A 13166-nucleotide genomic window follows, 5' to 3' on the forward strand; every position below is an offset into this window, starting at 1 on the left:
TTTAGAACAAATCACCCAAATCCAACCACAACTTGCGGGTTTTCATTTTCTTCATGCGGAAGTGTTCAACCCATTCAGAAGAAGAACGCTTCTGCCAATTACTGGCCAGATTCGCAGTAAAGATCAACGGGCTGTAACCTTGCCCCACCAAATCTCGTGGTGCGCGCAAAGCTGTTAGCATCTCCGGCCCATAGAATCCAATCACCGGGAACAAGCGGTCTCTTTCACCCAACTCACCAATGATTAAAGCTCCATGAATCTGCCCCAAGATCGTACGGCTCAATGGACTGGACGCCTCAGAGGCACGAGGTCCTCCGGCAGCACCAACAATCACCATGCCTGAATCTGCTTTTTTATTCAGAACATCCACCAGTTCTTTATTGGTGTCGTTGGCCTTCATGTTAAAATCAAAAAACACAAAGCTGGTACTGTCTGGCAAAGACTCCACGCGCTCTTGCAGGGACTCCATGTCCACATCGCCATTTTTTGTATAAGGCGTATAGTTCAGAATTTCACAGCCCTTGCAGGACTTCACAAAGTCAGCAAAAACAGGCTTTATCTTCAACTCAAAGTCTTCGGCCTTATTTTGTCCAAAATAGATCACGGTTGTTTTAGAAGAAGGAAGTGCCGCCTGAGCCCATGTTGCTCCGCAGAACCCCAAAGTCAAAAGACCACCCGCCAGAACTCTCTTCAGATTCTTTATGTTGCTTAATACCATAAAGTGAGTGTGCCCTTCCCCCCGCTTTGCTGTCGACTTTTTTAATAAATTATTGAACAATCGACATATGGAGTCATGGAGCCAATCTGAAATATTCTATAACGGTGACGACTACTTCCATAGTCTCATCCAAGATATAAGACAGGCTCGTCGTAGCGTCACCATTGAATCCTATATCTTTACAGAAGACAAACTGACCAAGACCATCCTTGCAGAATTGAAAAACGCCCGGGAGCGAGGTTGCACCGTCAAGCTGGTGGTGGATGGTTTTGGCTCCTATACATCCATTCCATTTCTGGATCGCTTCTGCACCGAAACCGGTCTGGAGCTGCGGGTTTTTCACCCACTCCCTTATCCTTTACTGTGGGCTCACCAATTTGTTCTGAAGTATTCCTTGCGAGGCTCTTTGCTGTTTCGCCGTGTGAATCGCCGAACCCATCGCAAAATTACAATCATCGATGAAACCCGTGCCTATCTTGGCAGTTTGAACTTCACGCAAGTCCACTGTGCAAGCTTTGTTGGCGATGAAGCTTGGCGTGACACCGGCGTTTGGGTGGAGGGTGCGCCTGTCAAACGCCTGGTACTGGCCTTCCAAATATCTTATCTGCGCACCTTCATGAAAGGCCTGCTCGGCTGGGTTGGCCGCTGGAAGCTGAACGAGGACCCGGCGCGGGAAGTCCTGCGCTTAAACACCACTCAGCGTCTGCGTCGCAAATTGTATCGCGACCTGCTTCGCCGCCTGACTCAGGCGCAGTCACGCATTTACCTGACCACGGCCTATTTTCTGCCACGAAGATCACTGCTACGGGCCCTGATGAAAGCCGCCCGCCGTGGAGTCGATGTGCAACTGCTGATTCCCGGAAAATCCGATGTCCCTTTGGTGAAATGGGCCGCATTCTATATAGTGCGTTTTTTATTGCAGCGACGAATTCCGATCTTTGAATATCAGAGGTCCATCCTGCATGCCAAAACCATGATTATCGATGACGAGGTCTTTATCGGCTCTTTCAATCTCAATCATCGCAGCATCCTGCATGATCTTGAGGTCGAAGCCATTCTGAATGACAGTCACAGCCTGCAGAGCATGCTCCAGCAATGGCAGCAGGATATCTCTCACTCTAAAGCCGTCTCAGAAAAAGACTTTTCCGCCCCATCCTGGTTTACAAGAATCCTTTACAAAATTGCCTTCAGGCTGCGTTACATGCTCTGAACCCGTTTTTTGTTTTGACCTCCTGCCGGGTTATTGAGGACCATAGAGAAATGGATTCATCAGTCAAAGTCGCGATCACCGGAGGCCCGTCAGGGGGAAAAACAACACTTATCGAAGCTCTCAAAAAAGAGCTCGGCCAACGCTGTGCTATCGTCCCTGAAGCTGCCAGTATTTTGTACCGCGGTGGTTTTCCCCGCTACAAAGATCCACAAACTGTGGTCCATGCCCAACGGGCCATTTATGCCACTCAGTTTGAACTGGAAGCGATGATTTCTTACGTCAGTCAGAAAAACCTGATTGTGTGCGACCGTGGTTCTCTGGACAGTGCCGCCTACTGGCCCAGCTCCGCACCGGTGGATTTCTTCACCGCTCTGAGCACCACCAAAGAAAAAGAGCTGGCGCGCTACGACTGGGTGATCCATCTCGACACGGCTTCAGCGGACTACTACGACGCCTCCAACCCCATTCGCACCGAAACCTTCCAGGAAGCCTGGGATCTGAATAGCCGTATCAAAGACGCATGGAGCGGACACCCCCGCCGTGTGGTTATCTCCCACAACGAAGATTTCCTGTCCAAGATGACAACTTCGCTGGCGGTGATCCGTGCGATCATGGCGCATAAAAGTGCGGAAGAAATTAAAAAGGAGCTTTTGTAATGAGATTGTTTTTGCTCTCTCTGCTTTGCCTGCTCTCTGTTTCCCCGTCATGGGCACAAACCCGCTCCGCCAAATTAAAGCCTCTTTATTTCCAGGCTGACAAAAACAACCTTCAGGTTTTGCCGCAGCGTTTTGAGTACACCTTAATGGACGAAGATCGCCTGAAGGTCGGTGATATTCTGATCGACACTACCGAGGTCACGTTCCAAATCGAACCCTCCCCGGCCAAAAAAGGCTCCTACCGCATCCGCTTCACCTGGCCTGCTGGCCTGATTAAAGAAGGCGAACTGGCGATCAAAAACAATTCCGGCAAAGCCATCTTCAATGCCGCCTTGAATAGAGACAACGTCAAGATCTCCGCGGAAAACACCACCAACGACGAAGAAGGTCTGCGCTCAGAAAAAGCGGACTTCGTTGTCGAAGAAGTGGAAACCAGTTTGGTCGATGACATGAAGTACCTGCCGTTCATGGTTTTCTGCATTTACCGTGAAAGCGAAGAAACGCGTTTGTACTTGTGTTCCAACGAACTGTACCTGAGCTCTCAACAAGGTCAGATGACGGTCAAAGCCCGTTCCAGCACTAAAAAACCAGCCCAGATTGAAATCAACGGCAAAGTCGTGGGCAACCAAGGGATCATTTACCTGAATGATCGCAGTGAAAATGTCGCCTTCCGTGCCGCCACCCGCAGTGGGGCCTTCCTTGAAATCGAAACACGCAAAAAGGATGTAGATTTCAAAGATGCAGTGGTTTCTGATGATGGCGAGCGCCTGATCCTGACAGCTTCGGGTGCGGAACCCGTGGACGAAAAGAAGGTCAAAAAAATCTCGGACACTGAATGGCAGATCTCATTGCCTAAATCCCGCCCGGTCTTGTTCCTGAAAGGTGACGGCGATATTCCGATGAGACAGGAATTCTACATCCGGGGGCAACTGCCTCGCGAAAAAAATCGCCCTTATCTTTCTGCCCGTTCAGCGGTACGCACTTATTCTTCTTCCTTGAGCTTTACAGGCATTGCACCCGCCGGAATCGCCGTCAAAGTTCCCGAGAGTGACAAGGAAGCTCGCCTGGAGATGTCGAAGAAAAATCAGTTCGTCTGGACTGTTCAGGACATCCCTGCGGGCGTAGAGAATCGCCGCTATCTGAACGTTTCGGCAGATGGACACAATTTTGTTGTCGGCAATGACGTCTTCCGCGGGCAGCCCTTCGGACTGGGCTTGGGCGGCCGTTATCAAACCCCCTCCGGGGTTGCCTATGGCACAGTGGAGTTCCAATGGTGGATTGAAAACTTCCTGTGGATCAATGCCGACTGGTCCCGTTTCCACTGGGGTCTGGCGATTGAACGTCAGCAGCAACTGATCGAAAAAGATGATTATGCAAAAGCGGACCTGACCACCGTAGAGCTTTTATGGCGCGCCCATGAGGGCTTTAATTTGGTTGATGCCTCTTGGGGACTGTCCGTGCCGCTTCAGATGATCCAAGGTGAAAGTGCCAGCGCCACAGCGTTTGGACTGGGTGCCTTTATGATCAACAAACCTCACCGTTGGTTACGCTCCATGATGGACTGGTCCGAGTTAAAGCTGCAGTACTACGCGGGTTCTTCCGGCAGTGATTTTAAAATCAAATCTGCTTACACTCTTAAAGCACAGGCTTATGTTCAACTCTCCAATGAGTGGTTCTGGCGCTACGGACTGGATCTGAATGATTACAAATTCGATCCCGCTGCCGCCAAGGAAGAAATGCAGATCGGCGTCGGCACAAGCTTGTTCTGGAAGTTTTAAAATGATGTCCCCAGTGAAAAGCTTTTTGATCCTTGGTCTTCTGTTCTTTAATACAGCGCAAGCAGCTCCGGAAAAGTCTCTGGACCGCGTCCTGCTGCTGGGTGACTCCCATGCCTATGGAAAATATGGCGAAGTTCTGGATGCTCACTTCCGCACCAGTGCCAAGCAAGTGACCTCTTATTCAAGCTGCGGATCATCTCCATCCACTTGGACGACCACGACGGCCAACTTCAAATCCACCAACTGTGGTTTCTGGAAAAAAAGTGCCGCTGATCGTGAAACCCGGGTGAAAAGCCACAAACTCCCCTCTTTCAATAGCGAACTAAGAAACCTGCGTCCCCAACTGACAGTCATCACTCTGGGCACCAACATTCTGGCAAGCCCTGGGAATATCTCTTCTGAGAAAAAACATATCGAAAGCATGATGAAGGCTATCCGCGCTCAGGGTTCTGAATGCGTGTGGGTCGGACCGCCAGATCTGGCAAAAGCACCCTTTAGCAAGAATCTGCAAAGTGGGGTGGAAACCATCAAGGCATTGGCAGAAAAAAATCAATGCCACTTTATCGATTCGACAAAACTGACTCAGTATCCGTCTGGAAAATCTGATGGGATTCATTATGGACCGAATGACTCGGCCAAATGGGGTCAGGCTGTTGTTGAAAAAATCAAAGGACTCAAATTGAAATCAGCTCAAGGGACACCATCACCTGCCGCGACCAAAACGGATACACCAGCAGGAGTTCGATAGGGATTACTGCTGTGATGCCTGCAGCATCGCGGATTCACCAAGATTGCTTTCCTGCTGCTTTTTGACGTTAACCCAAATTTTCTCGCTGACCGGCCCGGGCAAAAGACCGTTGATACTTCTTTCTGCCGACGGGTCCACGGCCGACCACTGATACAGTGCTTCGGCTTTGACTCCAGCCAGGACTTTTCGATCCATTTCATTCACTCCCGTATTTTCCACCGTCGGATCTGCCACGACATTCTTAAGAATTTCAATAGCCACCTGGCGCATATCTGTATTCAAGGATTCAAATATAAAATCCAGGGCCGAGTTCTGCATGGATTGAGATTGTTCATCCACGGGGGCTGTTTTGACCAAAGCTTCCAGACTGCGCAGGAAGTTTTCGTCCTTCAGCAAGCGGCGCTTTACCAGTTTATCCGGTTCCAGCAGAATGGCCTTTTTACCAAGATCCGCATACTTCTGCAGGTCATGTGTGTATTTATAGTCTTTCCAGAGCGCAGCGACCTCTGGGGCTACAGAGCTTGCCGCAGGAATTTGTATTGCTCCCGCGGCCACAGCTTGTTCTTTTTCATTTGCAATCGGATTTACTGCCGGCGCCTCTTCACGAACCGGAGTCATCTGGGACTCCGATTCATGAGACTTTTGTGATTTCAAGTACAGGCTCAAGCCGATACCAACACACGTCAGGGACACAGACAGGATAACCAGCGTTCTCATTCTCATTTGCCAAACACTCCGCGAGTCATGTTGTTACGGAAGATCGTTCTGTTCATCTCTTTCGCTCCGGCATTCTGGAAGAATGCGGAACCGTTCAGATAGCCATTGATCAGAACCACGTTCTTGTGAGGCGCATTGGACTGTACGAAGACATTGTACACCTTACCGAAGTAGCTGATCTCGTTGATGGACACGATCGGATCCAGAGTGCCGCCACTTTGCACAAGCGCTTCACCGACTTTGAACTCCTCGGCCACCTTCATAGAACCATCCTTGTCCAGGATCGGGTGATTCTTGGTCACACGCAACTCACGACCGGACTTCATTTTGAACACCAGAATCTCGTGATTTCCATCCACCAGCTCTGATACCCACTGGTCCACTTTTGTTTTCACAACCGCATTTTTATTCAAGGAATCTGCGGATTGCATAGTTCCAACATTGGCTGTCTGCTGAGTAAAGGCATCAATGAAGGACATGTATTTCAACTTCTTACTGACAACATCTTCAGCCAGGATCTGCTGTTCTGGTGTCGCACAAGAAGATACGCAGACCGTCGCCACATAAGCTGTTGCTGGCATTGTACAAGCGGCATTAGCCTTCTTCGGAGCAATCCAGGCTTTTTCAGGATTGTAAGCGCGATCCATAAAGGTCGCATACAGCTCCTGACCCGCAGATCCCAAACCGACTTTTTTGCCACCCACAGAAACTGTCACATCCGCAAAGCTTGCCAGGAATTCCTTGATCACCGGCAACTGATCCTGACACTTCACCATCCAGTCATAGCGACCTTTAGCTTCCGTGTTGCTCAAGCTGTCATGTGAACAACGACGCGCCACATAGTCACGGCAGTATTTCTCTTCAACCCAAGCACCAGGCACCGCCACTTCACTTTCCAACTGAACGGAATGGTCGATACAAGCAAATGTTTTTGTTGTCACGACCTCACGAGTTTTCACAATCACACCAATCTGATTGGCTGGACATTTGGAAGAACTGTTAGCTTCTTCCAAAGTGGTCGCAGAACTTTGACTGCGCACAGCCTCTGGATTGGCGTCACACAGACGCTCTTCCACTGGCATGACCTGGTCCGCACAACGAATGTTATCCACTTTCGTACCTTTATCGTCCACACAGATAAAGATGCGATTCTGTTTACCACCACAATCCGCCGTACAAGCTGTGAATTCTTCAGTTGAAACGTATTTATAGACCGGACATTTACCGGCTTCTGTCATGGTGCCTTGACGAGTATTTGAGCTCACGATGCTGCCGTCAGTACAAGTTTGGTCCGAAATCTCAGTATAGAGATCAAAGAACCCTTCTTCGCCGAAGGAACATTTCAATGGAACTTTCACTTCGCCAGTCACCACACCCGTTTTCACAGTGCCGTGAGAGCCAAAGTTACCGCAACCTTCATGACAAGTAACTTGCGTATGAGTCGCGGAACCGGATAAAACACCATTGTTACATGTACGAGTTTCACTGACGGAAGAACAAGAGTTCACCGGAGTGGAAGTGGAGTACATCACCTTGCTGCCACCATCCGGCAACAAGCTGCCATCCGGAAGTTGACAGGACTGTCCTTGGCATTCCCCTTCATTTGTCACTTCTTTGTTGCGGGAAACTTCAACCCAAGTCAGTTTTTCCACCACAAGTTTACATTCTTCCTTGATGCGCTCGCGATAAGAAACTGTCTTTTTACCATTCAGACCGCAGGCCACTTCTTCAGAAGAAAGCTCGCCCTGGGATTCACGGGTTGCCCCTTGTACCGTACAAGCCATCGGATCCACAGGAACTTCCGGTTCCGGATCAATAACAAGATCCTCGATCACGCGGATATCGTGGTCCAAGGTCACCCAAGGTTCCTGACTGGTACCCAAATAAAGAGTCGCCGTCACATGATAGTTCCCCACAGCCATATAAGCATGAGTCACCGATTGATTAGAGGCCGTGCCACCATCGCCAAAGTTCCAACGAACTGCACCCACCTTGTCAACCAGACAAGAAGGCAGGAAGACGTGCATTGCTGTTGAAACCTTCACCTTCGCCTCACTGGCGCCCGAGATTGCCAACTGCTCAACGCAAGAAGCCCCGTCCATATACATAAGAACATTCACCCGGTGATTCAGACTGCTGACTTTGCCGTCAGCTTGAGTCACAGTGACTTTCACTTGATAAGTGCCTTCATTGGAAAAGGCATGCTCCACTGCGTGAGAAGTCGCCGGAGCTGAACCGTCACCAAAGTCCCAGGACACTGTCTGCACCGTAACATCAGATGGCACAATCAATTCAAAACGAAGTGGATTATATACGAATCCCGCCTGCGGCCCTGCCACTTTCAGTTCTTCCTTAACAACCGTTGTGACCATAGAGGCCAGCTGCACACTGGAGGAAGAATCCGTGGTCTTTTCCTGAGCTGTCACCACATAGGTCCCGGCCCGTTTAAAGACTGAGGTCAATCCTGAAGAATTTGAACGAAGACTGTTGGCACCCGCGGCCTTCCAAGTGACGTTCTGACTATTGATGCAATTTCCAGCCTGATTTAAGGAGTAGTTAACCTGAGTACCGGCATCAGCCGCAGACTCGCCGACGATCACCAACTCATCCGAAGTTGATTTGGAAACTGTCCCTGCACAGTAGGAAGCGGCTTCCATCGTATCTGAACCTTCACCTAACGAATTTTTCTGACATCCTGCTAGAACCAGTAAACCCAGGGGCAGTAAGATTCTTCCGTAGTTCATCGGCGACTCCTTGCTTGCTTACCAATAATGTTGACAAGCACAAGCAGAAATCTCCATCCATTTAACACAATCGGGTCAATATGATTAAGTCGACTCCCTAACAGTTCGACACTTTAAAAAACACTTTTCAAATGTCCAATTTTTCGTAAAAAATTTGATCAATCCCCTCTGAGGAATCAGCTCTTGGCACAAAAACCCTCGAAGAGAAAAAAGCGATCAAAACGGTTCAGCCGAATGGGCCGTTTTCATCGCTTTTTGAAGAAACCCGATATGGCTTGCTTTAGGTCCATATTGAAGACATCCTGCTTTTTATTCTGAGAGCCCAGCATCGAGATCTCACGTCGCGCAGGAATAAAGGAAGGATCCAAGGCCACGCTCTTCTCGAAAGACTTGCGGGCAGCGACAACGTCGCCTTTGGTTTTATTGAATAGACCGATGACGAATGGGAAGAGCGGATCGTAACGTTCGTCAGGTGGAACCTGCAAAAGCTCCAGTTCCACTTCTTTAAGGACAAACTGCTTCTTGGCCATATCAACAGAGCCCAGCTTGGCCCAGGCGCTGTACAAGTGAAGCTGGTGCATTTGTGGATTGAGTGTCGCCACCTCACTCAATACTTCCAAAGCCTTGGCATATTGAGTGTATTGCAGGGCCTTCTTCACTTCTTCCATTAAAGAAGTGGCTTTCAATTTGGCTTCAGCTTCAGAACGTTGGCTGGCCTGACGGAACTGATCAATCTTATTACTGTCTTTGGAGGCATTAATTGCCTCTTCAGCCAGAGCGCGCACCTTGTGCCAGTAGGAATAGATCTCAGAAGAACTGTCGGAGGGTTCATCCCCCAACAGACTCATAAAGTCAGACAGAATGGATTCCGCAGATCCCCCACCAGTTCCCGTTTCCATGTAGGCCACGATCTCGTAGGAGTTCTTGTGTTCCAGCTCTGCGTGGATCTTACGAATAACCTTAAGCTGTTCTACCGGATTGGAGAACGCCGCACGCTGAGCAAAGACCACAAGTCCTTTGGTCAAAAGGAAATGAATGGCTTTATAAACCGCCACCTCGCTGTAGCCTTTGATTTCCAGAAGCTGAGTCAGCGTGATTTGATTGTTCAATTTGACTGTAAGACCTTCTAAAGACTTCACCAAAGACATGGTCAAAGCCGGATGGTCATCCCGGAAGGTCGGACTTTTCACAATGATATTACCCGCCCACATCACATAAAGGGACTTCAGCCAATTGACCGAGATCTTAGAGGCAATCCAGTCATGCAGATAATAGGATAAAGTATCAGCATCGATGCTGGGATTGCTCATCTCTACTTCCGCAGAGGCAAAGTTCACCCGGATCTTTTGATCCACAATCGTGCGTACCAGACGGATATTCATTTGTTCCATCAGGATTAAATCAAAGGCATGAGGACTTAGCTGATTGTTTTGAATCAGATAGTTCCCGATTTTACGGTTGTTCTTGTCGCGCAAGGCTTCCTGAACATCCTTCGGGGTTGCGTAGCCGCTTTGAATCAGCATCTCACCCAGGAAGGTGGTGCGATCATCCACGTCCACACCCACGATATTACCATTGCAGAAGGAAATACCGGAAACAGAACCGTCGGCGTTATAGATATTCAAGTAACCGCTGCTTTTGGTTTCCACCAAAAGAGAATACAAGAATGGCAGGTCAAAACCGCTGACTTCTTCAATGGACTCGATGACTTTGCGCTTCTGACGGTTGGTCACCGTTGGATTGGCAAACATCTGATAAAGCTTTTTCCGAGCGGTGGCTTCCTCACGACGAGGAGCCTCTTCCTTCTTCACGATTTTAAGCACCTGCTCCATATCGAAGGGCTTTTTCATGAAGGCCACAGCCTGAGTGCTTTGAGTGGCTTCCTGGATAAATGATTTATCCGTGTAAATACCACTCATCAAAACCACTTTGAATTTGGCGTTGGGATAGTTGGCGCGAGCCTGCTTGATAAAATCAAGGCCCGTCATCTGAGGCAGAAGGCAATCACAGAACAAGAATTCAAGATCGCTATTGCTAGCCAAAATCCCATTGGCTTCATCCGGCCGACTGGCGGCGAAGACGGAATGACCTGCACGGCTCAGAATCTCTTTCAAAGAGTTCCTGACCGTCTCGTCATCTTCCAAAATAAGGATTTTTGATTTTCCTTGCTCCACGTTTCCTTTTCGGCTCACTCTTAGGTTCAATTTAGAACAAAAAGCAAAAAGCGGGACTGTTGTTCAGTACCCGCCCTTAGAACTGGACTTTCGTCGACTGCTTTCTATTTTTTCAGGAACTTAAAGTACTTTGATTCAATGACATCCATCTCCATCTCGTTGCCTTCTTCATCCTTCACGGATGCAGGAGGGTTCACCCCACCCTCACTGAACTCTGTCCCATAACGGAACAGGACGTTCTTTTCAGAGCCGGAATCATCATTATAATAAGGGACAAAGAAAGAAGCCACTTTGCCTGTTGCAGGCAGAAATCCATCCACCATGTTGATCTGATCCACAATCACCTTGGGGCAATTGCTAAAACTGATCTGCGCCGGACCGGCAGTGCCCATCCATTTGATCCATTCACGGATACCGCAAGAGTTGATGCTTTTCAGTCCGCTCAGCTCCACTTCAATCTGTGGATTGCCGCCAAGGCCGAACTGAGAAAAATCAACATCCTCATCGATGGTTCCTGCCATTTGGACAGTCAGCTTATCGGCGGCTTTGTTCATTTTTACATCGAGTTTACCCATAATGTTCAATCTCCTCGTTCAGATACCAATTTTAACTAAGACCTTCATTTTTAACTACAAAAAACGTGACGTCATCGATTAAGGGCGCGCCTTGACGATGGGCTTGGAAGCTGTGAGCAAATCGTTCGACAGACTCGTTGACGCCCGGGAAATCCTTATTCGCCGCAATCAGAGCTTTAATAAATTCACGCTCGCCCCACGCCGCCTTTGCAGGATCCTGAATATCAGGAATTCCGTCCGTATAAAAGAAAACAAGATCCCCTGTTTCAACCTGAATGGTTGTCTGCTCATAAACCGAATCACGAGCCTGCCCCAATCTGGGATTATTCACTTCATTCAGAGGTATCAGATCTTTTTTCTTTAAGGCCCCCTCACCTTTCTTCATCAGGAACGGAGCTTCGTGCGAAGCATTGCAATAGGCCAGTTCTCCGGTTTCCAGATCGAAAGATGCCAGGAAGAACGTCATCATGATGCGCCCTTTGGAAACATCATAGATGGATCGATTCAGCAGCTCCAGCGCTTTGGCCGGAGTGATATTCAGTCTTTCAATGATCGTGGATGCCGATTTCGCCGCACTGGTGATCAACGCTGCTGGGGCCCCGTGCCCTGTCGCATCCCCGATCCACAGGAAGATCTTGTTGCCGATCTGACAGTAATGCCACCAGTCCCCACCGCACTCACTGGCCGGCTCATAGTAACCTGCAATTGCCAAAGGACCGATCTTGGCCTGCGTTTCCGGGAACAGGGTTTCCTGCACAGTTTTCGCGGTTTGCAACTCGGATTCCATACGCGCTTTTTCAGCGGTCTGATCCAGCAAACGCGACACTTCCGCCGCCATGATATTGAAATTATCAGCCAGACTTCCGACTTCGTCGTTGGACTTCACATCCACACGAATATTGAAATCCCCTTCGGCCACCTTCTTGGTCGCATCAAAAAGCTGGGTCAACGCCTGAGTAAGACCACTGGAGGCAAACAGGCTCAGGATCACCGTGACGGAAATCAGAAGTCCGAAGAAGATCAAAGATTTCCTGATCAAAATCTGAACCGCCCCCAGAGCTTTTTCTTTTTCCACGGTCGTTACAACGATCAGATCACCAAAGCCCGCTCGCGAGTATGAAACCAAAAGCTCTTTACCATCAGCTCCTTGGTCGGTTTCAGCTCCTTGAGCGATTTGTTTGTTGGCGTGGGCTAAGAACTGGGGACTGACGGTGCCTTGCAGCTTCTGTCCCGGAGTCCCATCCGGCCCAAACAGAATAGTTCCATCCGTCGAGATCAAATAAAGTTTCTGAGACATTGCCGCACGGAACATCTCGGAAGCCTCACTCATTTTAACAATGACCAAAAACACTGTATTGCGGGTGTTGGTTTCGTCACTGACTTTTTCCAGAATAAAAACACGATCATCACTGAAAGGAACCTTCACCACTCGACGGGAAGCTTCCACTTCCGCAAAGTAGGACGGCATCTGGCTTTGCAGCTGAGCCAGAACACCGGCGGTTTGATCAGGAACTTTTTCCAGAATCGCAGATTTTTCATAACTGCCTGTGGCCGATGGTTTGAAAACCACGAGTGCTTCCAGATTAAATTCATTCTGAAAAATGGATTCTCCGACAGAGGAAAACTTTTGCTGACTTAGATAATCCTGAAAGATCGGCTTGGTCGTTCCCAACACACCATTAAGCTGTGTCTTAATTTGAGCCGCCATGGTTCCTGACATTCTGCTGGAAGAATCAAAGACGTAGGCGATCTTGTCTTCTTCAAAGATTCGCAAAGCCAGGATTAAATACACAGTCAGTGTAATTAAAGGCAGTGAAGTGAGGAGCAAAAGAATTTTGTATCTTAT

Annotated in this window: 10 protein-coding genes; 4 read left to right on the forward strand and 6 right to left on the reverse strand. The window is 48.8% G+C overall.

Features of this window, described 5'->3' with window-relative positions:
• Position 1 precedes the first annotated feature (1 nt).
• On the reverse strand, positions 2 to 718 hold the full coding sequence (locus tag ACES2G_RS10755) for a hypothetical protein (RefSeq protein WP_374000152.1): 717 nt from the start codon (positions 716 to 718) through the stop codon (positions 2 to 4).
• Between the two features lie 67 nt (positions 719 to 785).
• Here ACES2G_RS10755 and ACES2G_RS10760 point away from each other — a divergent pair, with 67 nt between their 5' ends.
• From ACES2G_RS10760 to ACES2G_RS10775, 4 genes are read left to right on the forward strand one after another with little or no spacing between them, the layout of a single operon-like run.
• Positions 786 to 1928: a phosphatidylserine/phosphatidylglycerophosphate/cardiolipin synthase family protein gene (locus ACES2G_RS10760; protein ID WP_374000153.1), complete on the forward strand. Its 1143-nt coding sequence runs from the start codon at positions 786 to 788 to the stop codon at positions 1926 to 1928.
• Positions 1929 to 1978: 50 nt separating this feature from the next.
• On the forward strand, positions 1979 to 2584 hold the full coding sequence (locus ACES2G_RS10765; protein ID WP_347357459.1) for an ATP-binding protein: 606 nt from the start codon (positions 1979 to 1981) through the stop codon (positions 2582 to 2584).
• The gene (locus tag ACES2G_RS10770; protein WP_374000154.1) at positions 2584 to 4362 is read left to right on the forward strand and encodes a hypothetical protein; all 1779 of its coding nucleotides are present in this window, start codon (positions 2584 to 2586) and stop codon (positions 4360 to 4362) included. The genes ACES2G_RS10765 and ACES2G_RS10770 overlap by 1 nt, the downstream gene beginning before the upstream one ends.
• Before the next feature lie 4 nt (positions 4363 to 4366).
• Positions 4367 to 5110, forward strand: coding sequence for an SGNH/GDSL hydrolase family protein (locus ACES2G_RS10775; protein WP_374001897.1), 744 nt, complete (start codon positions 4367 to 4369; stop codon positions 5108 to 5110).
• Between the two features lie 3 nt (positions 5111 to 5113).
• Here the strand turns inward: ACES2G_RS10775 and ACES2G_RS10780 are convergent, their stop codons facing one another.
• The 5 genes from ACES2G_RS10780 to ACES2G_RS10800 form a co-directional block, all read right to left on the reverse strand.
• Complete coding sequence (locus ACES2G_RS10780; protein WP_347357453.1) at positions 5114 to 5833, reverse strand: hypothetical protein; 720 nt, start codon at positions 5831 to 5833, stop codon at positions 5114 to 5116.
• Positions 5830 to 8571 (reverse strand): PKD domain-containing protein, encoded by a 2742-nt coding sequence (locus tag ACES2G_RS10785; protein ID WP_347357451.1) that lies wholly within the window; start codon positions 8569 to 8571, stop codon positions 5830 to 5832. The genes ACES2G_RS10780 and ACES2G_RS10785 overlap by 4 nt, the downstream gene beginning before the upstream one ends.
• A 245-nt stretch (positions 8572 to 8816) precedes the next feature.
• On the reverse strand, positions 8817 to 10745 hold the full coding sequence (locus tag ACES2G_RS10790) for a response regulator (protein ID WP_347357449.1): 1929 nt from the start codon (positions 10743 to 10745) through the stop codon (positions 8817 to 8819).
• A 104-nt stretch (positions 10746 to 10849) separates the two neighbouring features.
• The gene (locus ACES2G_RS10795; protein WP_347357447.1) at positions 10850 to 11320 is read right to left on the reverse strand and encodes a hypothetical protein; all 471 of its coding nucleotides are present in this window, start codon (positions 11318 to 11320) and stop codon (positions 10850 to 10852) included.
• A gap of 31 nt (positions 11321 to 11351) precedes the next feature.
• A complete protein-coding gene (locus ACES2G_RS10800; RefSeq protein ID WP_374000155.1) occupies positions 11352 to 13112 on the reverse strand; it encodes a SpoIIE family protein phosphatase in 1761 nt (586 codons plus the stop codon).
• Positions 13113 to 13166 lie beyond the last annotated feature (54 nt).

It is taken from the genome of Bdellovibrio bacteriovorus, assembly GCF_041888015.1.
Classification (GTDB): domain Bacteria; phylum Bdellovibrionota; class Bdellovibrionia; order Bdellovibrionales; family Bdellovibrionaceae; genus Bdellovibrio.

What these genes read in the sequence shown, in the direction of transcription:
- ACES2G_RS10755 (WP_374000152.1), bottom strand. Translation starts at nt 718, where the DNA reads ATGGTATTAAGCAACATAAAGAATCTGAAGAGAGTTCTGGCGGGTGGT.
- ACES2G_RS10765 (WP_347357459.1), top strand. Translation starts at nt 1,979, where the DNA reads ATGGATTCATCAGTCAAAGTCGCGATCACCGGAGGCCCGTCAGGGGGA.
- ACES2G_RS10770 (WP_374000154.1), top strand. Translation starts at nt 2,584, where the DNA reads ATGAGATTGTTTTTGCTCTCTCTGCTTTGCCTGCTCTCTGTTTCCCCG.
- ACES2G_RS10760 (WP_374000153.1), top strand. Translation starts at nt 786, where the DNA reads ATGGAGTCATGGAGCCAATCTGAAATATTCTATAACGGTGACGACTAC.
- ACES2G_RS10775 (WP_374001897.1), top strand. Translation starts at nt 4,367, where the DNA reads ATGTCCCCAGTGAAAAGCTTTTTGATCCTTGGTCTTCTGTTCTTTAAT.
- ACES2G_RS10785 (WP_347357451.1), bottom strand. Translation starts at nt 8,571, where the DNA reads ATGAACTACGGAAGAATCTTACTGCCCCTGGGTTTACTGGTTCTAGCA.
- ACES2G_RS10795 (WP_347357447.1), bottom strand. Translation starts at nt 11,320, where the DNA reads ATGGGTAAACTCGATGTAAAAATGAACAAAGCCGCCGATAAGCTGACT.
- ACES2G_RS10780 (WP_347357453.1), bottom strand. Translation starts at nt 5,833, where the DNA reads ATGAGAATGAGAACGCTGGTTATCCTGTCTGTGTCCCTGACGTGTGTT.